14 protein-coding genes are annotated in these 21,478 nt (G+C 72.1%); 8 read left to right on the top strand and 6 right to left on the bottom strand.

The genetic code is table 11. From position 1 onward, the window contains the following. Nucleotides 1-52 precede the first annotated feature (52 nt). From AB0C35_RS12835 to AB0C35_RS12820, 4 genes are all read right to left on the bottom strand, one after another. A complete protein-coding gene (locus AB0C35_RS12835) occupies nucleotides 53-1,903 on the bottom strand; it encodes an amidohydrolase (protein ID WP_358454041.1) in 1,851 nt (616 codons plus the stop codon). Nucleotides 1,904-1,917: 14 nt separating this feature from the next. Next, nucleotides 1,918-3,792 carry an amidohydrolase gene (locus AB0C35_RS12830; RefSeq protein ID WP_358454038.1) on the bottom strand — a complete coding sequence of 625 codons (1,875 nt, stop codon included), beginning with the start codon at nucleotides 3,790-3,792 and terminating at the stop codon, nucleotides 1,918-1,920. 171 nt (nucleotides 3,793-3,963) lie between these two features. Beyond that, the gene (locus tag AB0C35_RS12825) at nucleotides 3,964-4,536 is read right to left on the bottom strand and encodes a MarR family transcriptional regulator (protein ID WP_358454035.1); all 573 of its coding nucleotides are present in this window, start codon (nucleotides 4,534-4,536) and stop codon (nucleotides 3,964-3,966) included. Between the two features lie 112 nt (nucleotides 4,537-4,648). After that, on the bottom strand, nucleotides 4,649-5,455 hold the full coding sequence (locus AB0C35_RS12820) for an acetoacetate decarboxylase family protein (protein WP_358454032.1): 807 nt from the start codon (nucleotides 5,453-5,455) through the stop codon (nucleotides 4,649-4,651). Nucleotides 5,456-5,620: 165 nt separating this feature from the next. Here AB0C35_RS12820 and AB0C35_RS12815 point away from each other — a divergent pair, with 165 nt between their 5' ends. Together AB0C35_RS12815 and AB0C35_RS12810 are read left to right on the top strand one after the other, a co-directional pair. Continuing rightward, complete coding sequence (locus AB0C35_RS12815; RefSeq protein WP_358454029.1) at nucleotides 5,621-6,979, top strand: glutamine synthetase family protein; 1,359 nt, start codon at nucleotides 5,621-5,623, stop codon at nucleotides 6,977-6,979. A 10-nt stretch (nucleotides 6,980-6,989) separates the two neighbouring features. Continuing rightward, a complete protein-coding gene (locus AB0C35_RS12810) occupies nucleotides 6,990-8,243 on the top strand; it encodes a cytochrome P450 (protein WP_358454027.1) in 1,254 nt (417 codons plus the stop codon). Between the two features lie 81 nt (nucleotides 8,244-8,324). On the opposite strand, the gene AB0C35_RS12805 is transcribed toward AB0C35_RS12810, so the two are convergent. Further along, entirely contained in the window at nucleotides 8,325-9,821 is a 1,497-nt protein-coding gene (locus AB0C35_RS12805) for an MDR family MFS transporter (RefSeq protein ID WP_358454024.1), read from the bottom strand. 281 nt (nucleotides 9,822-10,102) lie between these two features. Here AB0C35_RS12805 and AB0C35_RS12800 point away from each other — a divergent pair, with 281 nt between their 5' ends. Then, nucleotides 10,103-15,622 carry a carboxyl transferase domain-containing protein gene (locus tag AB0C35_RS12800; protein ID WP_358454021.1) on the top strand — a complete coding sequence of 1,840 codons (5,520 nt, stop codon included), beginning with the start codon at nucleotides 10,103-10,105 and terminating at the stop codon, nucleotides 15,620-15,622. A gap of 86 nt (nucleotides 15,623-15,708) precedes the next feature. Here AB0C35_RS12800 and AB0C35_RS12795 read toward each other — a convergent pair whose 3' ends face one another. Beyond that, a complete protein-coding gene (locus AB0C35_RS12795) occupies nucleotides 15,709-16,758 on the bottom strand; it encodes an LLM class flavin-dependent oxidoreductase (RefSeq protein WP_358454018.1) in 1,050 nt (349 codons plus the stop codon). Nucleotides 16,759-16,948: 190 nt separating this feature from the next. Between AB0C35_RS12795 and AB0C35_RS12790 the strand changes: the two genes are divergently transcribed. The 5 genes from AB0C35_RS12790 (at nucleotide 16,949) to AB0C35_RS12770 (ending at nucleotide 21,477) form a co-directional block, all read left to right on the top strand. Then, the gene (locus AB0C35_RS12790) at nucleotides 16,949-17,566 is read left to right on the top strand and encodes a TetR/AcrR family transcriptional regulator (RefSeq protein WP_358454015.1); all 618 of its coding nucleotides are present in this window, start codon (nucleotides 16,949-16,951) and stop codon (nucleotides 17,564-17,566) included. 126 nt (nucleotides 17,567-17,692) lie between these two features. After that, the gene (locus tag AB0C35_RS12785) at nucleotides 17,693-18,478 is read left to right on the top strand and encodes an ABC transporter permease (protein WP_358454012.1); all 786 of its coding nucleotides are present in this window, start codon (nucleotides 17,693-17,695) and stop codon (nucleotides 18,476-18,478) included. Beyond that, a complete protein-coding gene (locus tag AB0C35_RS12780) occupies nucleotides 18,478-19,365 on the top strand; it encodes an ABC transporter permease (protein ID WP_358454009.1) in 888 nt (295 codons plus the stop codon). The genes AB0C35_RS12785 and AB0C35_RS12780 overlap by 1 nt, the downstream gene beginning before the upstream one ends. Further along, nucleotides 19,362-20,387 carry an MlaD family protein gene (locus AB0C35_RS12775; protein WP_358454006.1) on the top strand — a complete coding sequence of 342 codons (1,026 nt, stop codon included), beginning with the start codon at nucleotides 19,362-19,364 and terminating at the stop codon, nucleotides 20,385-20,387. The genes AB0C35_RS12780 and AB0C35_RS12775 overlap by 4 nt, the downstream gene beginning before the upstream one ends. A 1-nt stretch (nucleotide 20,388) precedes the next feature. Beyond that, nucleotides 20,389-21,477, top strand: a complete 1,089-nt coding sequence (locus AB0C35_RS12770; RefSeq protein ID WP_358454004.1) for an MCE family protein — start codon at nucleotides 20,389-20,391, stop codon at nucleotides 21,475-21,477. Nucleotide 21,478: the final 1 nt, after the last annotated feature.

The following is a 21,478-nucleotide window of genomic DNA, read 5'->3' as shown; positions in this document are numbered from 1 at the left end:
GAACGTGCCCCCGGTGCCGCGTCCGGCACCGGGGGCATTTCGTGTCGCGGCTTCAGACGGCGAGGTCGCAGCAGCACCTGCCGCCCTGAAGGCAGGCGACGCTGCGGTCGTGCCGCTTGCCCGATGCGGCGGCGTTCACGATCGCGCTCCTCGGTCCGCCGGACTTGCCGTCGTGGACGACGCGGCCGCCGAGGACGGTCGCGGCGATCGGCAGATCGATCAGTTCGTGCGGGTCGACGCCCAGGATGTCGCCGTCGACGACGCAGACGTCGCCCACGTTCCCGGGGCGAAGCGTGCCCTTCCAGCGGTCGGCGTGATCCTGCCAGCCCGGGGTCCGCGTGTAGGTGGCCAGGGCCTCTTCCAGCGTGATGCGTTCGGCCTCGCCCGCGACCCCGCCGAATTTCCCTTCGCGCAGCACCGCGGACTGCACGCCCTGGAGCCAGCTCGGGAACGTCACCGGCGCGTCCGAGGCGCTGCTCACCCGGACGCCGAGGTCGAGCGCGCTCCGATACGGCCACTGGTACGACGTGCGCTCGGGCCCGAGCACCGGATCGAGCGTCCGGCCGAGCAGATACTTGATCGTCGCGTTCATGTTCACGCCGATGCCGTTGCGCGCCATCGTCCGCAGCGTCTCGCGCGGCGTCAGGTCGCCATGGATGACGTAGTGCCGCAGATCGCGGCGGCGCCGGTTGCGCCGCATCGCCGCGAGGTAGCCCGCGACCACCGCGTCGATGGTGGCGTCCCCGGTGGCGTGCGTCCCGACCTGGAGCCCGGCGTCGTGCGCGATCCGGATCTGCTCGTGCAGGTTCGCGACCTGTTCCTCGACCGTGTCGCCGTCGATCGTGAGGCTGCCGTTGCTGCCGTCGAGGTAGGGCTCGTGCAGCCACGCGGTCTGGGCGGCGGTCGGGATGCCGTCACCGAAGATCTTGACGCCCGCGACGCGCAGCATCCGGGGGTCTACTCCACGCAGGGGTTCGTAACCGGCGAGCACGTCGCGGAGCGCGTCCGGCGACCTGCCCGCGGACAGCAGCGCGTTGAGACGGATGCCGAGCGTTCCCGCCCCCGCCTTCCGCGCGTACAAGGCGAGCCTGTCGAGGCCGATGCCCGGATCGGTGATGCTCGTGATGCCCAGGCCGTGCAGAACCCCGATCGCGTTGTCGATGGCGGCCGAGACCTCGTCCTCGGTGAACGGCGGGACGTGCCGGCCGACGAGCCCCGTGGCCGTCTCGCGCAGGACGCCCGTGGGCTCGCCGTCGGCGTCCTTCTCGATCACACCGCCGGTCGGCGCCTCGGTGTCACGGGTGATCCCGGCCAGCCGCAGCGCGGCCGAGTTGACCGCCACCGCGTGGCCGGAGAAGTCGGTGAGGATCACCGGGTGGTCACCGGAGACGGGGTCGAGGTCGGTCTTGCGCGGCGGGCGGGGCAGCCGGTTGTCGTTCCAGCCCTGCCCGCGGATCCAGGCGCCGGACGCCGCACCCGCCGCAGCGGTGCGCACGGCCTCGACCAATTCCTCGATCGTGGCGGTGTCGACCTCGATCGTGAACGGCGGGTAGTCGAGTCCGAACCCGCCGAGATGCAGATGGGAGTCGTTGATGCCGGGCAGGACGGTGCCGCCGCCCGCGTCGAGCGTCTGCGTGCCCCGGCCCGCGAATCGGCGCATGTCCCTGTCGCGTCCGACGCCGACCACGACACCGTCGCGGATCGCGACCGCGTCGGCGGTGCGGAAGCGCTCGTCCATGACCAGGACCTTGCCGTTGTGAATGATCAGGTCGGCCGGACCTCGTCCCCTCCCCCCGGGGTCGGCCGTCGCGGCCTCGGCGGGCAGCGTCCCGGCGATCGCCACGCCGGCCGCCGCTGCGGCCGATCCCTGCAGGAACCTACGTCGGTCGAGTCGGTTTCCCATTTCCAAGCTCCCTTTCACGAGCAGTGCGCGCACATCTGGCGGGGATCAGGGCGGCGGGCCCAGCCGACCGCTCGGGCTCGGGCGGCGGCGGAGCGGTGGGACGTGTCGGCGGCGTCGTAGGCGATGCGGCCGCCGACCACGGTGAGCGCGACGGGGACGTCGGTGATGGCGTGCGCGTCGTGCGTCAGCCGTCCGCGCGCGTCGAACAAGGCGCCTTCGAGGACGCACAGGTCGGCGGCCATGCCACGCGCGAGCGTGCCCTTCCAGCGGTCCGCGTGGTCCTGCCACGCTCCGCCGGTGGTGTAGGTGTGCAGCGCCTCCCGCACGCCGATGATCTCGTCCGGGCCGGAGACCTCGCCGGAGCCGCCCTCGCGCAGGAGCATGGTCTCCAGCCCCTGGCGCCAGTCCGGTGCGACGTTCGGCGAGTCGGAGGCGCTCGTCACCACCGCGCCCGCGCGCAGGGCCGACCGGTAGGGCGTCTGGTAGGCCGCCCGCTCGGCCCCGACGATGTCCGGCTGGGAGTCGGCGATCAGGTGCTTGATGTTCGGGTTGAGACTCACCCCGCAGCCGTGCTTCGCCAGGACGCGCAGCGTCTCGGGCCAGGCGAAGTCGCCGTGGATGACGTAGTGCCGCGGGTGGGCGCGCGACCGCCGCCGGAGCGCCCGCGCGTACCCGGCGGCGACGGCGTCGATGGCGGCGTCGCCCGTGGCGTGCGTCCCCACCTGCATACCGGCGCGGTGAACGAGGCCGATCATGGCCGTGAGCTCGGCGACCTTCTCCTGATCGGTCGCGCCGTCGGTGACGAGGCCGCCCCGTCCGCCGCCCGTGTAGGGCTCGCGCATCCACGCGGTGCGGCTTGAGATGGGGACTCCGTCCGCCCGCAGTTTCACCCCGGTGATGTTGAACCACCGGGGGTCGACGTCCTCCGGCGGACGGTGGGCGCCGAGGATCTCGCGCACGTGCCCCGCGGACGTCGGGTACGTGTCGTCGGGCCTGCTGAGCAGCGCCGTGACCCTGATGCCGAGCGCGCCGCGGCGGGCCTTGTCCGCGTAGATCCGCTGGGCTTCGGCGCCGATGCCCGGCTCGGTGAAGCTGGTGATGCCGTGGCTCAGAAGCAGGGCGACGGCGGTGTCGATGGCGTCGGCCTGCTCCTTCTCGGTGTAGGGCGGGACGTGCCTGTTCACGAGGTCCATGGCCGTCTCGCGGAGGAGGCCGGTCGGTTCGCCCGAGGCGTCCCGCACCACCACGCCGCCGCTCGGGTCGGGGGTGTCGCGGTCGACGCCGGCCAGTTCCAGGGCCTTGCTGTTCACCCAAAGCACGTGGTTCGACCAGTCGAGCAGGACGACCGGGTGGTCGGGTGAGACAGGGTCCAGATCGTGGCGGGTGGGCGGGCGCCCTTCGGCGAAGGCGTTCTCGTTCCATCCCTTGCCGCGGATCCACGCGCCCGCGTCCGCCTGCCGCACGGCCTCGGCGACCGCGGCGACGGCGTCGGCGATGGAGCGGACGGCGGGCTCGCCGACATCGACGGTGTACGGCGGCAGGGCCAGCCCCGTACGCAGGCCGTGCAGGTGGGAGTCGTTGATGCCGGGCAGGACCGTGCGTCCGCGCAGGTTCACGACCTGCGTGCGGCGGCCGATGAGGCGGCGCACCGAGGCGTCGGGGCCGGCGTGGACGACCCGGCCCGCCTTGACCGCCAACGCGGACACGATGCGGAACCCTCGTTCCATGGTCAGCACCTGGCCGTTGTGCAGCACAAGATCCGCCGCCGACGACGGATTCGTGTCTTCGGCCCAGGCGTTCGCGTTGGCCAGGGGCTGAGCCGCGACGCCGACGGCCAGGCCGGCTCCTCCCCTCAGCAGTCCTCGACGGCTCAGCGGGCTGCGCTCCATGAACGCTCCTCTCCACGGCACCCATGAACGTTCGGGACCAAACGGTCATCAGAATGTTCGGGTTCAAACGATCTGTCAAGAGCGCCGAAGGACGTCATCGCGCGGAAACGCGAAGACCCCGCCTCGACGTGATGAGGCGGGGTCGGTCGGAGTGGGCGGCTGGGGGAAGGGTCAGGTGCGGGCGCGGCGGCCTGAGCGGCGGGGTGGGAGGGGGGCGTCGCCGCGCAGGGTGGTCCGGCGCTCGTCGCCCTCGCTTTCCAGGTGCTCGACGATCGTGCCGAGAACCTCCGCCAGCGACCTGTTCTGGGCCTGGTCGAGGCGCTTGACGACGAACGCCTCCTCGGCGTTGAACTGCGGGAACAGCTCGTCCATCAGCTCCCGCCCCTTGTCGGTGAGCCGGAGGACGACCAGCCTGCCGTCGGTGTCGTGGGGGCCGCGCTCCATGAGCCCGCGCCCCTCAAGCGTCTTGGCCACCCCGGTGAGGGTGCCCTTGGAGATGCCGGCCTCCTCCGCGACGTGGCGGGTCTCCATCTCGTCCCAGATCCACACGACCCACAGCACGACGAACGCCGTCCAGGTGAGGTCCGCCGAGCGCAGCACGGAGCTTTCGAAGTGCTGCCGGATCGCGGCCGCGGCCCGGTAGATGTTGGAGACCGCCATCATCGCGTCGTGGCGCAGGGGAACGTCGCCGAGCCGCCTCTGGATGGCCTGCTCGGTCTCGCGCAGTGTGTGGTGGCCGGTCACATGTGTCCTCTCGCGGGCCCCGGCGCCGGGCGCGGATCCCCGGCCCCGACGGGTGGGGTGTAGTCGAATCTACCGCCGCCCACCCGTCATTTGAGACCGTACGATCACCGGGTCAGCCTTCCGGGCCGTCCTCCCACAGCCGCCTGCCGCCGTTCCAGACGACGCCGACCTGGCGGTAGTAGGCGCCGATCACCTCGTCGACCGCGAGGCGGTCCAGCTCCTCGGTGGGCGATGCGAACAGCCGGAGGTCGGCGTCGCCCGTCCAGGCCTGCCCGGCCTCGAAGCCGACGGCGCCCGACTCGATCAGCTCGTTGAGCGCCGGTGGCCCGTCCGGCTCGATCGACGGCAGGAAGCGGTGGTGGGCCATCGGATGGCCGTTGACGAAGCCGTTGCCGGCGGACGGTTCGCGCAGCGTGACCACCGCCTCGGCCAGCCGCCGGTCGGCGGCGGCCAGGGTCGCGCCGAAACGGCCGCCCGCGCCGATGCGCGGCGCCGCCCGCCCGTACGGGTGGGGGCGGGTCTGGTGGATCGAGCCCAGCTTCTTCGGGTAGCCCTGGTGCAGGCCCCGCGCGATGGCGAAGTCCTTGTCGACCCAGATGTAGACGCAGCGGCTGTAGGTGCGGCCCTCGAACGAGCACCGCACGACGACGAAGCACTCCTTGTACTGGGCGCGCACCGGGTCGAGCAGTTCGTCCGCCGACTCCGAGCAGGACTGCCAGTCGGCCCAGATGATCGCGACCGCTCCGGGGTCCTCGGACGCGAGGCCGAGGGGGGCGGGGAGCAGCTCCGCGACGCGCGCCGGGTCGGTCCGGTACTCCACGGTGAGCAGGTCACCGGAGTAGTACCAGGGCGGACTGGGGATCAGCGACGAGCGGCCGGTCGCCGTCCTGGGATGCAGAAATCCCCGCACCGGTGCCATGGCCCCCTCCTTCTGAATCGTTTGGGTCCGTACGATATGCCCGGGCGGGTGGTCTTGTCACCTCGCAGGGAATGTTCCACCCGAGTGGCGATTGACTCTTGCCAGGCCAGAGCACCGGTCATATTGTTTGCTCCCAAACGAACCCGCCGTCCTGAGGGGAGTTCAATGCCCGGACAGCACTCCGCGGACGTCCACGACGCGGTGGAACGGCTGACGGCCGACGGCATCGACGTGGTCCGGGTCTCCTACCCCGACCTGATCGGCGTCGACCGGGGCCGCGACGTCCTCGTCGACCGGCTGCCGGCCGTGATGGAACACGGACTCGCCTTCTGCCGCGCGGTCTACCACACCACCCCGCAGGGCGACGTCGTCGACGTCGCCGGCGGCATCGACGCGGGCCTGCCCGACATCTGCGTCCGGCCCGACCTGTCCACGCTGGCCGCGATTCCCTGGGAGCCGGGCGTGGCGCAGTGTCTCGGCGAGGCGTACGAGCCGGACGGCGGCGAGCCCTGCGCGGAGGGCCCCCGCGAGGTCCTGCGGCGCGCCATCGGGCGGCTCGCCGACCTCGGGCTCGTCCCCGTCGCCGGGCCGGAGCTGGAGTACTTCCTGTGCGAAGCCGACCCCGGCTCGCCGAACGGATGGCGCCGCTACGGCGAGGGCCCCGGCAACGTCTACACCGTCGGCCGCAGGAGCGACCCCGACGGGCACCTGCTGCGCACCCTGCGGCACCTGCGCGATTTCGGACTCGGCGTGACCATGGGCAACCACGAGTTCTCCTGCGGCCAGTTCGAGATCAACCTCGAACACTCCGGGGCCCTCGACGCCGCCGACCGCGCCTTCCGCCTGAAGTCGGCCGTCAAGGACCTCGCCCGCATCGAGGGGCGGATGGCCACATTCATGGCCAAGCCCTTCAACGACGACGGCGGCTCGGGATTCCACGTCCACCTCTCGTGCACGGACGAGACCGGCCGCAACGTCTTCGACGGGCCGGACGCGGGCTCCGACGGGCTGTCGCAGACCGCGCACCACGCGATCGCCGGCATCATCGCGCACGCCCCCGCACTCACCGCGATCTTCAACCCGTCGATCAACTCCTACAAGCGCTTCGGCCCCGACACGCTGGCCCCCTGGCTGATCGACTGGGGGCTGGACAACCGCAGCGCCATGGTGCGCGTTCCCCCCGAGCGCGGCGGCGCCACCCGCCTGGAGGTCCGGCTCGGCGACGCCGGCGCCAACCCCTACCTCGGCATCGCGGCCCTCGTCACCGCCGCCTACCTGGGCATCCGCGACAAGCTCACCGCGCCGCCGCCGCTGGAGGGCTACGGCTACGACACCGCCAAGGCCGCCCGGCTGCCCGGCACCCTGACCGCCGCGCTCGACGCCCTGGCCGGCGACGACGACCTCGCCGGCGTGCTCGGCGAGCGGTTCGTCGGCTCCTACCTGGCCTACAAGCGGGACGAGGTCGCCCGGTTCCAGCGGCACGTCACCGACTGGGAGTTCCGCGAGTACGCCCGCAAACTGTAAGGAGACAGCCGTGCCCACCGACACCCTCCCGGTCGACCTCGCCGACCTCGACAACTTCATGGACGGCCGGACGCCGTGGCGGATGTTCGACGAACTGCGCCGCAGCGACCCGGTGCACTGGAACCCCGAGACCGACGGCGGCAGCGGTTTCTGGGCCCTCACCCGCCACGCCGACATCGTGGCGGTGGACCGGGACGCCGCCACCTTCACCTCCACCCGCTTCGTCAACCTGGAGGAGGTGGACGAACGCCAGGCCGCCATCCGCCGCTCCATGCTGGAGACCGACGGGCCCCGGCACATGGCGCTGCGGCGCCTGCTGCAACGCGAGTTCACCCCCAGGGCCGTCGCGGGCTACGCCACGTTCCTGCGCGGCCTGACCGCCCGCACGCTGGACGCCGCCCTGGCCAAGGGCACCTTCGACTTCGTCAAGGAGGTCTCGGCCGACTTCCCGATCAACGTGCTGGCACGGATGCTGGACGTCCCGGACGACGACACCGAGCGGCTCATCGACTGGGGCAACCGGATCATCGCCAACACCGACCCCGACTACGCCGACGTCCTGCTGCACAGCGCGGAGAGCGAGCAGTACCGCGACCTGCCGTTCCGCAGCCCCGCCTCGCTGGAGGTCTTCGAGTACGGCCGGGAGCTGGGCGCCCGGCGGCGCGGCGGGAACGGCACCGACCTGATCAGCAAGCTGGTCAACCAGGTCCCCGGCGACGGCGAGCCGCTGTCGGACCGCGACTTCGACAACTACTTCCTGCTGCTCGTCGTCGCGGGCAACGAGACCACCCGGCACGCCATCACCCACTCGATGAAAGCCCTCATCGACCACCCCGCCGAAGCCGAGCGGCTGCGCGCGGACCTCGACCTGATGCCCACCGCGGTGGAGGAGTTCCTGCGCTGGGCCTCGCCCGTCTACCACTTCCGCCGGACCGCCACCCGCGACGTGGAACTCGGCGGCAAGCAGATCAAGGACGGCGACAAGGTCGTGCTGTGGTTCCCGTCCGGCAACCGCGACGAGGAGGTCTTCGCCGACCCGTACCGCTTCGACGTCGCCCGCACCCCGAACGACCACATCACCTTCGGCAAGGGCAGCCCGCACTTCTGCCTGGGCAACGCCCTCGCGCGCCTGGAGATACGCATCATGTTCGAGGAGCTGCTGCCGAGGCTGGCCGACATCCGCCTGGCCGGGGAGATCCGCCGCGTCCGCTCCAACTTCGTCAACGGCGTCAAGGAGATGCCGGTCACCGTCACCCTCGCCTGACGGCAACGGAGACGGCGACGGCGGGCCGGGGCGAGCGCCGAGCTCACCTCCGGCCCGCCGTCCGGGCTGTCTCCGGGCCGTTCAGCAGACCGGTTCGAGGGCCAGGCCGGCCTTCTCCAGCTCGTCGTCCAGGTCATCGGCGGCCAGGGGGACGTCCAGGACCTCGGGCTCCCCGGCGGCGGCCGGCCGGCCGGGCAGCAGGAAGGCGATCCCGAGCATCGCGAGGGCCAGTGCGGCGCTGATGACGAACGCCAACCGCATCCCGTCCAGCCGGGCCAGGGTCTCGGTGACGCCGCCGGCGATCCGGGTCTCCGCCCGGCCGGCCATCACGGTCACCACCAGCGCCGTGCCGAAGGCCGACGCGACCTGCTGGAGGGTGCCCAGCATCGAGCTGCCGTGGGAGTACAGCCGCTCCGGCAGGGCGCCGAGGCCGAGGGTGAACACCGGGGTGAACGTCGCGGCCAGCGAGACCATGAGCAGCGCGTGCAGGCCGAGCACCTGCCAGTACGGCATCGTCATCGAGATCTGGGTGAGGCCGGCCAGCGCGGCCACGATGCCGGCCGACCCGGGAATGATCAGCACCCGGGCGCCGAAGCGGTCGAAGACCCTGCCCACGGCCGGGCCGAGCAGCCCCATCGCCAGCCCGCCGGGCATCACCAGCAGCCCGGTCTCCAGCGGGCTGAGGCCGCGCAGGCTCTGCAGGTAGATCGGCAGCAGGATCATCGAGCCCAGCATCGCCATGAAGCCGAGCGACATCAGCAGCAGGGACAGCGCGTAGGTGCGGTGCCGGAAGACGCGCAGGTCCAGCAGGGGGACGTCGCGGCGCTGCAGCCGGAGCTGGCGGACCGCGAAGGCCGCGATCATGACCAGCCCGGCCAGGACGATCACCGCGGGGACCGCCGTGCCGCCCTCGCCGAACCGGCTCAGCCCGTACACTAGGGAGCCGAACCCGGCGGCCGCGGCGCCGACGCTGAACCAGTCGATGGTGCTGAGCTGCGGTTCCCCGACGTTCTCCAGCTGCGCCAGTCCCCGCCAGGTGATCACGGCCGCGATCGGCAGCACCGCCGCGAACAGCAGCCGCCACGAGCCGAGCTGCAGGATCAGGCCCGAGACCGTCGGGCCCATCGCGGGCGCGACCGAGATCGCCATGGTCACGACGCCCATCACGCGGCCGCGGTCCCGCTCCGGCACGACGGTCATCAGGGTCGTCATCAGCAGCGGCATCATCACCGCGGTGCCGGCGGCCTGGACGACCCGCGCGACCAGCAGCACTTCGAAGACCGGCGCGACCGTCGCCAGCGCCGTGCCGGCGAGGAAGACGCCCATCGCCGTGGCGTAGGCGCGGCGGGTGGTGACGCGCTGGAGGAACCAGCCGGTCACCGGGATCACCGCGGCCATGGTCAGCATGAATGCGGTCGAGAGCCACTGCGCGGCCTGCTCGGTGATGTTCAGGTCCGTCATCAACCGCGGAATCGCGTTGATCATGATCGTTTCGTTGAGGATGACCACGAACGTCGCGAGCACCAGCAACCGGACGACGGCGGGCGTCCCGCGGCGCTCGGGGCGCCGGCCGGTCATCACACCCCCGGGCTCGGTCGCGGGTCCGTGGTGCGGCTTCAAGTCTGCGGCTTCAGGTGTCGTTGTCATGGCGGGGTAGACCGGCCGCGCCGCGAAAACTCATCGATCATGCTCGGCCCGGCCGGATGGTCCGGACGGTTTTGCAGGTTTCCCACAACTTGCGGCGTCCAGCGTGCGCTGTCAGCGACATGGCGCCCGGGCCCGGGAGACGGAAAAGTGAGCACCTGCGGGGGGCCGCCGTTCGCGGCTTGCACATAGTCGGTACAGGAAGGTTCGGCCGGGTGTTCAGTCGTGTCGCCATCGTCAATCGTGGTGAGGCCGCCATGCGGCTCATCCACGCCGTACGGGACATCGCCGCGGAGACCGGGACGCGGATCGAGACCGTCGCCCTGCACACCGACGTCGACCGCACCGCCACATTCGTGCGCGAGGCCGACATTGCCTACGACCTCGGTCCCGCCGCCGCGCGCCCCTACCTCGACCTAGAGGTGCTGGAGCGCGCTCTTGTGGAGACGGGGGCCGACGCCGCCTGGGTCGGCTGGGGCTTCGTCGCGGAGGACCCGGCGTTCGCGGAACTGTGCGAGAAGGTCGGCGTCACCTTCGTCGGGCCGAGCGCGGAGGCGATGCGCAAACTCGGCGACAAGATCGGCGCGAAGCTCCTCGCCGAAGAGGTCGGCGTGCCCGTCGCGCCGTGGAGCCGCGGCGCGGTCGAGACGCTGGACGCCGCGCTCGCGGCGGCGGCCGAGATCGGCTATCCGCTGATGCTGAAGGCGACCGCCGGCGGCGGCGGGCGCGGCATCCGCGTGGTCACCGGCGATGACGAACTCGCCGACGCCTACGAGCGCACCAGCCAGGAGGCGGCGCGGGCGTTCGGCAGCGGCGTCGTGTTCCTGGAGCGCCTGGTCACCGGCGCCCGGCACGTCGAGGTGCAGGTGATCGCCGACGGCGAGGGGACGGCGTGGGCGCTCGGCGTCCGAGACTGCTCGGTGCAGCGGCGCAACCAGAAGGTCATCGAGGAGTCGGCGTCGCCGGTGCTCGGCCCTGAGCAGGCGGCCGAGTTGAAGGCGTCCGCGGAACGGCTGGCCGTCGCGGTCGGGTACCGCGGCGCGGCGACCGTCGAGTTCCTCTATCACCCCGGCGACGAGCTGTTCGCGTTCCTGGAGGTCAACACCCGGCTGCAGGTCGAGCACCCGATCACCGAGGCCACCACCGGGTTCGACCTGGTCAAGGCGCAGCTGCTGGTGGCCTCCGGCGGCCGGCTCGAAGGCGCGCCGCCGGTGGAGCGCGGGCACGCCGTCGAGGCCCGGCTGAACGCCGAGGACCCCGACCGCGACTTCGCGCCCTCCCCGGGCCGCATCGCGCGGCTGGACCTGCCCGCCGGGCCGGGCATCCGGGTGGACACCGGCGTCCGGGAGGGCGACACCATCCCCGCCGACTTCGACTCGATGATCGCGAAGATCATCGCCTACGGCCGGGACCGCGACGAGGCGCTCGGCAGGCTGCGCCGGGCGATGGCGCAGACCGGTGTGATCATCGAGGGCGGCGCGACGAACAAGAGCTTCGTGCTCGACCTGCTCGACCAGCCCGAGGTGATCGACGCGAGCGCCGACACCGGCTGGATCGACCGGGTCCGCGGCGAGGGCCGGCTCGTCTCGCACCGGCACTCCGCCGTCGCGCTGGCGGCCGCCGCCATCGAGGCGTACGAGGAGGAGGAGCGCGCCGAGCGGCAGCGGCTGCTGTCCACGGCGTTCGGCGGGCGCCCGCAGGTGCAGCACGAGAGCGGCCGGCCGCTGGAGCTCAAGCTGCGCGGCGCCGGCTACCGCGTGCGCGTCGCGCGGACGGGCGCGCACCGGTTCCGCGTCGGCGTCGAGGCCGGGGACGGCGCGGGCGGCACGGCCCGCACCGCCGACGTCGAACTCGAACGCTTCGACCGGCACACCGGGCAGATCGTCGTCAACGGCGCCCGGTACCACCTGCTCACCGGCACGCACGGGCCGATCCACATGGTCGAGGTGGACGGTGTGGCGCACCGGGTCAGCCGGGACGAGGGCGGCGTCGTCCGCTCGCCCGCGCCCGCGCTGGTCGTCGCGACGCCGCTGAAGGTCGGCGCCGAGGTCGAGGCGGGGGCGCCGGTCCTGGTGCTGGAGAGCATGAAGATGGAGACGGTGCTGCGGGCGCCGTTCAAGGCGCGGCTGAAGGAATGCGCCGTCGCCGTGGGCAGCCAGGTGGAGACCGGTGCGCCGCTGCTGCGGCTGGAGCCGCTCGCCGACGACGAGGAGGCCGACGACACCGCGGCCGCCGAGTCCGTCGAACTGGACCTGCCGGCCGCGCCCAAGACGGTCCCGGCGCGCGAACGCGCCCGCCGCGGCCAGGAGGACCTGCGCAGCCTGCTCCTGGGTTACGACGTCGACCCGCAGGACGGACGCCGCGTCCTCGACGACTACCTCGTCACACGCCGGGCCGCCATCGCGGACGGCCACTGGCCGCTGGCCGAGGAACTCGAACTCATCGACGTGTTCGCCGATCTCGCCGAGCTGAGCCGCAACCGCCCGGCGGGCGGCGACGACGGCGGGGACGGCGGCGGGAACGGCCACGTGCACAGCGCCCGTGAGCATTTCCACACCTACCTGCAGAGCCTCGACGTCGAGCGGGCCGGGCTGCCGGAGGCGTTCCAGGCCGGGCTCGCCAAGGCCCTCGGCCACTACGGGGTCACCGAGCTGGACCGCTCCCCCGAACTCGAATCCGCGGTGTTCCGGATCTTCCTCGCCCAGCAGCGCGCGTCCGCCGACGCCGCGGTCGTCACGACGCTGCTGCGCGCGTGGCTGCGGGAGCCGCCGCCGGAGGAGTCGCTGCGCGAGCCCGCCGGTCTCGCGCTGGAGCGGCTGGTGGCCGCGACCCAGGTCCGCTTCCCCGTCGTCTACGACCTCGCGTGCGGCGTGGTGTTCGCCTGGTACGCCCAGCCGCTGCTGCGGCGCAACCGCGCCCGCGTCTACGCCGACGTCCGCAGGCACCTGCGCCACCTGGACGCGCACCCGGACGCGCCCGACCGCGCGGAGCGCATCGCCGAGATGGTGCGCAGCACCGAGCCGCTGGTGCGGCTGCTCGGCCAGCGGCTCATCCGCGGCGGGCGCGACGACCGCGGGCGCGACAACGCGGTCATGCTGGAGGTGCTGACCCGGCGGTACTACGGCAACAAGGGCCTCACCGGCGTCCGCACCAGCGAGGTCGCGGGCTGCACGTTCGTGGTCGCCGAGCGCGCCGGCTCGTGCCTGGTCTCCTCGGCGGTGAGCTTCGACGCGCTGGGCGGCGCGCTGCGCGGGCTCGCGGAGCTGGCGGTCGGCGACCGGGACATCGACGCCGACGTCTATCTCGCCTGGGAGAACCAGCCGGAGGACTTCGCGGCGATGGCGGCCGCGCTGCAGGGGGTCGTCAACGCGCACCCGCTGCCGGACCGGGTCCGCAGGCTCACCGCCACCGTCGCGGGCAGCCGCGGCGCGGTGATGCACCACCACTTCACGTTCCGCCCGTCGGGCGGCGCGATGGCGGAGGAGCGGCTGATCCGCGGCCTGCACCCGCACATCGCGCAGCGGATGCAGATGGAGCGGCTGAGCAAGTTCGACCTCACCCGGCTGCCGTCCTCGGACGAGGAGGTCTACCTCTTCCAGTGCGTGGCGCGCGACAACCCGTCCGACGACCGCCTCGTCGCGTTCGCGCAGGTGCGCGACCTCACCGAACTGCGGGAGCAGGACGGCAGGCTGCTCACGCTGCCGACGGCCGAGTACACCATCGCCTCCTGCGTCGACTCGATCCGCCGCGCGCAGGCGCGGCGGCCGTCGAAGAACCGCTTCAACACCAACCGGATCGTGATCTACGTCTGGCCGCCGAGCGGCCTCACCCGCACGGAGCTGGAGCGGATCGCCGCGCGCGTGGTGCCGACGACCGCGGGCGCCGGGCTGGAGGAGATCCTGCTCATCGGGCGGCAGCGCGACCCGGGGACCGGCGAGCTGTTCAAGATCGCCGTGCGGGTCTCCTACGACGCCGCGGGCGGTACCGAGCTGACGGTCGGGGAGCCGTCGGACGAGCCGGTGGAGCCGCTCGACGACTACCGGCAGAAGGTGCTGCGCGCGAGCAGCCGCAACACGGTGTACCCGTACGAGCTGACCGGCATGCTCGGCCGCTTCACCGAGCACGACCTCGACGTCGACGAAGCGGGGAACCACGTCCTGGTGCCGGTCGACCGGCCGCGGGGACGCAACACCGCGGCGATCGTCGCGGGCGTCGTCACCACGACGACCCGGCGGCATCCGCGGGGCGTCACCAGGGTCGTGCTGCTCGGCGATCCGACGAAGTCGCTCGGCGCACTGTCGGAGCCGGAGTGCCGCCGCGTCATCGCCGCGCTGGACCTGGCGGAGCGGATGCGGGTGCCGGTCGAGTGGTACGCGCTGTCCGCCGGGGCCCGGATCTCCATGGAGTCGGGCACGGAGAACATGGACTGGGTGGCGGCGGCGCTCAAGCGGATCGTCGAGTTCACCCAGGACGGCGGCGAGATCAACATCGTGGTCGCGGGCATCAACGTCGGCGCGCAGCCGTACTGGAACGCCGAGGCGACGATGCTCATGCACACCAAGGGCATCCTGGTGATGACGCCGGACTCGGCGATGGTGCTCACCGGCAAGCAGTCGCTCGACTTCTCCGGCGGCGTGTCGGCCGAGGACAACTTCGGCATCGGCGGCTACGACCGGGTGATGGGCCCGAACGGGCAGGCGCAGTACTGGGCGCCGAACCTGGTCGCGGCGCGGGACGTGCTGATGTCGCACTACGACCACACGTACGTCGCGCCAGGCGAGGAGGCGCCGCGCCGCGCGCGGACGTCCGACCCGGTCGACCGGGACGTCTCCGACTTCCCGCACGCCGTGGAGGGCAGCGACTTCACCACCGTCGGGGAGATCTTCTCCGCCGAGGCCAACCCGGACCGCAAGAAGCCGTTCGACATCCGGACCGTGATGCGGGCGCTGTCCGACCAGGACCACCCGGTCCTGGAGCGCTGGGCGGGCATGGCCGACGCCGACACCGCGGCGGTGCAGGACGTGCATCTGGGCGGCATGCCGGTGTGCCTGCTCGGCATCGAGTCGCGGGCGGTGCCGCGGCGCGGCTTCCCGCCCACCGACGGCCCGGACACCTACACCGCGGGCACGCTGTTCCCGCAGTCGTCGAAGAAGGCCGCGCGGGCGATCAACGCGGCCAGCGGCAACCGGCCGCTGGTGGTGCTGGCGAACCTGTCGGGCTTCGACGGCTCGCCGGAGTCGATGCGGAAGCTGCAGCTGGAGTACGGCGCCGAGATCGGCCGCGCGATCGTCAACTTCCGCGGGCCCATCGTGTTCTGCGTGATCTCGCGCTACCACGGCGGCGCGTTCGTCGTGTTCTCCAAGGCGCTGAACCCGAACATGACCGTGCTCGCGCTGGAGGGCTCGTTCGCGTCGGTGCTCGGCGGCGCGCCCGCCGCCGCCGTCGTGTTCTCCGGCGACGTCAACGCCCGCACCGCGGCCGATCCGCGCGTGCGCGACCTGGAGGCCCGCGTCGCGCCCACCTCCGGCGCCGACCGCGCCGCGCTGACCGCCGAGCTCGACGAGCTCCGCGCGTCGGTCCGCGCGGAGAAGCTCGGGGAGGTGGCCGCGGAGTTCGACCGCGTCCACGACATCCGGCGCGCGGTCGAGGTCGGCTCCGTCGACGCCGTCGTCCGCGCCGCGGAACTGCGCCCGCGGATCATCGAGGCCATCGAGGCCCGCCTGGACCAGCGGTGAGGTGACCGTCCGCCCGATGGCGGAGGGCCGGGCGCTCAGCCGGGCGCCCGGCCCTCGCTCGTCCTCGGGGACGGCCCGACCGGGCCCTACTTGAACGCGGGCATCAGGTGCTCGTGGATCAGGCGGAGCTGGCCGTCCACGTCCGGGACGCCGGTGAGGTCGCGGCCGGTGAAGGACTTCACCAGGCCGGGGTCGGTGATCGCGCAGATCATGTGGTTGACGCCGGTCGGCGCGATCTCGCTCTCGATCTTGGCGCGGACCTCGTCGGGGGTGCCGGCCAGGGACAGCTTCTCGGTGATCTCGGGCGTGGTCAGCTCGATGGCCTTGGCCAGGTCGCCGGCGCCGATGGCCTGGATGATCGGGGCCATGTCCGCCGGGTCGACGCCGTTGCGCTCCAGCTGCTCGGCCGGCATCGCGGACGCGTACAGGCCGACCATGCTGCGGGCCGCCTCCTTGGCCGCGGCCGAGTCGGGTCCGACCGCGAACACGACCCAGGCGCCGATGTCGAGCGTCCGCCAGTCCTTGCCCGCGCGCTCGGCGCCCGCCTTGAAGTGCTCGACCGCGTACTCGTAGGCGCCGCGCGAGTAGCTGAGCGCGTGGTGCACGCCGTCGGACAGCTCACCGGCCGCCTCGAACGACTTCGGCCCGCGCATCGCGCCGATCTTGACCGGGAGGTGCTCCTGGACGGGGCGGGCGAAGGTGAACAGGCCCTCGTAGGAGTAGAACTCGCCGTCGCGGGTGATGGCGCCCTCGTCCAGCAGGGTCCGGACGACCGCGACGGCCTCCTTCACCCGGGTGAGCGGCTTGGTCTTCGCCCAGTCGATCTTGTACTGGGCGAGGACACCGAAGTTGCCGCTGCCGAGGACGACCTCGGCGCGGCCGCCGGTGAGCTCGTCCAGCGTCGCGGCGGCCTGGGCGATCAAGGACGGTTCGCGGAGGGTCACCGCCGACACCGACGGGCCGAGGCGGATCTGCGAGGTGCCGGCCGCGGCGGCGGCGAACAGCAGCCACAGGTCCTTGTGCCACGGCTCGTCGGCCGCGTACACGGCGTGGAAGCCGAGCTGGTCGGCGAGCTGGATGGAGGCCAGCGACTCCGAGAGCGGGTAATCGGGGAGCATGGCGTAGCTGAACTTCACAGGGAGACATCTCCTTGTAGTGCGCACCTTGCGCACGGTTCGGGGGATGGGGAAATCGTAGATCCTGCGGCGTGGCCGGATGGTCACTTTCCGCTTATCTCCGGATTTCGCCTTAGCCCGTGGAGACCACCGCGTACGGTAACCTGAATAAGCAGTTGCTTACAGGTCGCGTTCGAGGAAGGACCGGCCGATGGCCCGTTCTCCAGGGGTTTCGCCGCGCAGGACTCCGCGCCAGGACCGGTCCCGCCGGACGGTCGAGCGCATCCTGGACGCCGCCACCCGCGTCCTGGCCGAACGCGGCTACGACGGCGCCTCCACCAACCGGATCGCCCGCGCGGCCGGCGTCAGCAACGGATCGCTCTACCAGTACTTCCCGAACAAGGACGCGATCGTCGTCGCGGTGCTGGACCGGTTCGCCGACCACCTCGCCGACCAGCTCGGCACCCAGATCGAGGCGACCATGTCCGAGCCGTGGGAGGTCGCCGGCCGCGCGCTGCTCGACGTCCAGATCCGGCTGTTCGAGGAGCATGCCGACCTGCTGCGGATCATCGTCGAGCAGATCCCGCGGCTCGGCCCCTTCGACAAGCTCGCGGCGCTCCAGCGGCGCCTGACCGATCTGGTCCGCGTCTACCTCCTGCTCAACCGCGAGGCGTTCCGGGACGACCTCGACGTGGACGCGACGCTGTGGATCCTCGCCGAGACCGTCGGCATGCTCTCCATCAAGTACGTCCTGGACCGGCCGCCCATCCCCCACGAGCGCATGGTCGACGAACTCGCCGAACTCGTCATCGGCTACATCCGCGGCTGAAACCCGCGGTCGACCGCGATCGTAGAACACCTATTGGCGATCTGACAATAACTCGTGCGGAGCACTGTTGGCGGTGCGCCAATATGGGTTAGAGTCCCCCTGCATTCGGCTGGGGAGGTGATCGTCGTGGCCGTCGCATACCTGCCGGGCAGGGTCCACGGGCTGCTCAACGAGGTCGGCGAGCTCTTCGTGATCGCGTTGGAGGGACTGCGGCGCACATGGGACGTGCGGACGTGGTTCTGGGAGTTCGCCGAACAGGCCTGGTTCCTCGCGCGGGTCACGAGCCTGCCGGTGATCCTCGTGTCGCTGCCGCTCGGCGCGACGGTGGCGCTCCAGGTGGGGCAGCTCGCCGCGCAGCTCGGGGCGCAGTCGGCCACCGGGGGCGCTGTCGTCGTCGGGCTCGTGCGCGAGGTCGCCCCGATCGCCGCCGCGCTGATCATCGCGGGCGCCGGCGGCTCCGCCATGACCGCCGACATGGGGGCGCGCCGGATCCGCGACGAGCTGTCGGCGATGGAGACGATGGCCGTCAACCCCGTGCACCGGCTGGTCACGCCGCGGCTGTGGGCGTCCAGCCTGATCGCCTCGCTCCTCGCCTCGCTCGTCATCGTGTCCGGGGCGACGGGCGGGTTCGTGTTCAACGTGCTGCTGCAGGACGTGACGCCGGGCGCCTACTTCGACGGCGCGCTGTCGCTGCTGCAGGTGTCGGACCTGCTGGTGACGCTGCTGAAGTCGTGGCTGTTCGGCCTGATCGCCGCGATCGTGGCCTGCTACATGGGGATGAACTGCGCGGCCAGCCCGGTCGGGGTCGGCCGCGCGGTGAACCGCGCGATCGTGGTCGCGTTCATGCTGGTGTTCGCCCTCAACTACGTCATCACCACCGTGTACTTCGTCGCGTTCCCCCCGAAGATCTGATGGCCGGGCCGATCATCGCCGGACGCGCGGGCACGCGCGCCATGGCCACCGTCACCGGCGGAGTGCGGCGGACGGGCGACCTCGCGCAGCGCATGGGCGACCTCGCGCAGTGGCCGGTCTTCGTCCACCGGATCCTGCTGTACTCGGCACGCGACCTGCTCTGGCGGCGCAAGTACGCCAAGACCGTCGCCCGGCACGTCAGCGACATCGTGGTCGGCGCGGGCGCGACCGTCGTGGGCGGCGGAATGATCTTCGTCATCTTCACCATGGCGTTCTTCGTCGGGACCGAGGTCGGGCTGCAGGGCTACACCGGGCTGGAGTCGATCGGCGCGGAGTCGTTCATGGGGCTGGTCGGCTCGTTCGCGAACGTCCGCGAGATCACCCCGGTCATCGCGGCGACGGCGCTGGCGGCGCAGTGCGGGTCGGCGTTCACCGCCGAACTCGGCGCGATGCGGATCTCCGAGGAGATCGACGCCCTCGAGGTGATGGGCATCCCCTCGTTCGCGTACCTGGTGTGCACGCGGGTGGTGGCGGCGCTGATCGCGCTCGTCCCGCTGTACCTGATCGCGCTGTTCGCCAGCTTCTTCTCCACCCGGCTGATCAGCACGCAGTTCTTCGACCTGGCGCCGGGCGTGTACGACTACTACTTCCGGCTGTACCTGCCGACGATCGACCTCGTCTACAGCTCGATCAAGGTCGCGGTGTTCGCCTTCGCGGTGATCTCCATCCACTGCTTCTACGGCTACTACGCCACCGGCGGGCCCGCCGGGGTCGGCCGGGCGGCGGGCCGCGCGATCCGGCTGTCCATCATCGTCATCGTCGCCCTGAACCTGCTGCTGTCCTACGTGTTCTGGGGCGGCGGCGCCACCGTGAGGCTGACCGGATGATCAACGAGGAGCTGTCCGTGCGCCGCCGGCTGCAGATCAGCCTGGTGACGCTGCTGGTGACGGCCATGGCCCTGTACCTGCTGGTCGCGCGCCCGTTCCAGCGCGAGGGGACGGTGCTGACCGCGGAGTTCGACCGGGCGGGGCAGGGCCTCGGCACGGGCGCGCCGGTGAAGGTGCGCGGCATGACGGTCGGGACCGTCGACGAGGTCGAGCTGACCGGCGGCGGACGGGTGCGGCTGACCCTCCGGCTGGACGAGGGGACGCGCGTGCCCGACTCCGTCACCGCGTCGATCGAGCCGGCGTCGGCGTTCGGCCCGAAGTTCGTCGACCTGGTCCCGGGCGCGCACGAGACCGGAGGCCCCTACCTGGCACCGGGGGCGCACATCGCCCGCACGTCCGGTCCGCGCGACCTGTCGGACCTGCTGGCCGACGCGAACACGCAGCTCGGAGCGGTCGACCCCGGCGAGGTGTTCACCGTCGTGCACACCCTCGCGCAGGGGCTGGAGGGCAGGGGCCGGGACCTGCGCGCCACCATCGACCAGACCGGTGTGCTGGTGAACGTCGCGCACAAGAACCGTGTGAACGCGCGCCGGTTCCTCGGTGACGCGGCCGACCTGTCGGGGGCGCTGGCGAACTCGGGTGACGAGATCGTCGGCATCGGGTCGGACGCCAACGCGCTGATCGAGACCGCCGCCGGGGGCGGGCACGGGCGGCTCGGCGCGTTCGCCGACCAGATCTCCGAGCTGTCGGAGCTCGTCTCACACGGGTTCGACAAGCGCGGCGGGCAGCTCGGCGAGGCGTTCCGCTCGGGCGAGCGGGCCGCCGCGGTCATCTACTCCCAGCTCGGCCTGCTCGGCGGCTCGATCCGCACCGCGAACCGTCTGCTGCCCCGCTACCAGGAGCTGATCCGCCACCCCGGGCCGGGCGGCAAGCACTATCTGGAGTCGCACTTGTTCCTGCCGACCGACCCGTGCGCGCTGATCCGCGGCATGTGCGGCCCCGCCGATGCCGGGGGGCGCTGAGATGGCCGGGCGAACCCGGAGGTTGCGGGGACGGCCGAGTGCACGCGGACGGGCCCGCGCCGCCCTGCTCACGAGGCTCACCCTGTTCGTGCTCGTGACCGGCGTCCTGACGGCGTTCATCGGGTTGCAGATCGCCCGCGTGAACGTCGGCGGCGGCTGGCGGGTGACCGCGACGTTCGACGACGCAAGCGGCCTGACCACCGGCGACGAGGTGAAGATCGCCGGCGCCCCGGTGGGCCGGGTGGACGGCATCGAGGTCGTGGACGGCCGCGCGCGGGTCCGGATGACCGTGCGCGACTCGGTACGGGTGCCCGCCGACAGCGAGGCCGCCGTCCGCTGGCGGGACGCGATGGGCCGCAGGGTCGTCTACCTGATCCCCGGCACCAGCCCCGAGCGGATGCGGCCGGGCGCGCACATCACCCGGACCCGTTCGGTCGTGGACGCCGGCGAACTCCTCGCCCAGCTCGCCCCCCTCACCCGCAGCATCGACCCGAAGAAGGTCAACCAGGTGCTCGTGTCGCTCGCCCAGGCCCTGGACGGCAACGCCGGAAGCATCGAACGGCTCATCGTGGACGTGGACCGCCTGTCGTCCACGATCGCCGCGCGGCGTTCCAGGCTCGGCCAGATGCTCGACGACTACGCGACGGTCACCACGCTGATAGCGCGCCGCGACAAGCAGATCGGCGTCGCCGTCGACGACCTGGTCAGCCTCAGCAAGGCGTTCGCCGACAACCGCAGGCTGATCGACCGGGCACTGGTGCAGCTCGCCGCGACGGCCCGGACGTCGGACGCCGTGCTGTCCGGCAACGCCGACCGGCTCGCGGAGGTGATCGGCCGGCTGGCCCGGTTCTCCTCCGGCGTCGAACGCAACGCCGCAATGGTCGCGTCGGTGCTGAGCGAGGCCGGGCCGAAGCTCCAGCACATCTTTGCGGCCACCGACAACGGCCGCTACGTCGAGGTCGCCGCGCCGTGCGTCAGCCTCGCGGCGCCGCCCTGCCCGTACCCGACGGGGCTGCCGGGCCCCCGCGAGTCCGGCACGCCGATCGATGACCCCGCCGCCCTGAAGCGCCTTCTCGTCGGAGGTTCGTGAG

The organism is Spirillospora sp. NPDC048819 (genome assembly GCF_040650055.1).
Taxonomy (GTDB): Bacteria; Actinomycetota; Actinomycetes; order Streptosporangiales; family Streptosporangiaceae; genus Spirillospora.
This window is presented reverse-complemented; position numbering and strand designations above follow the sequence as displayed.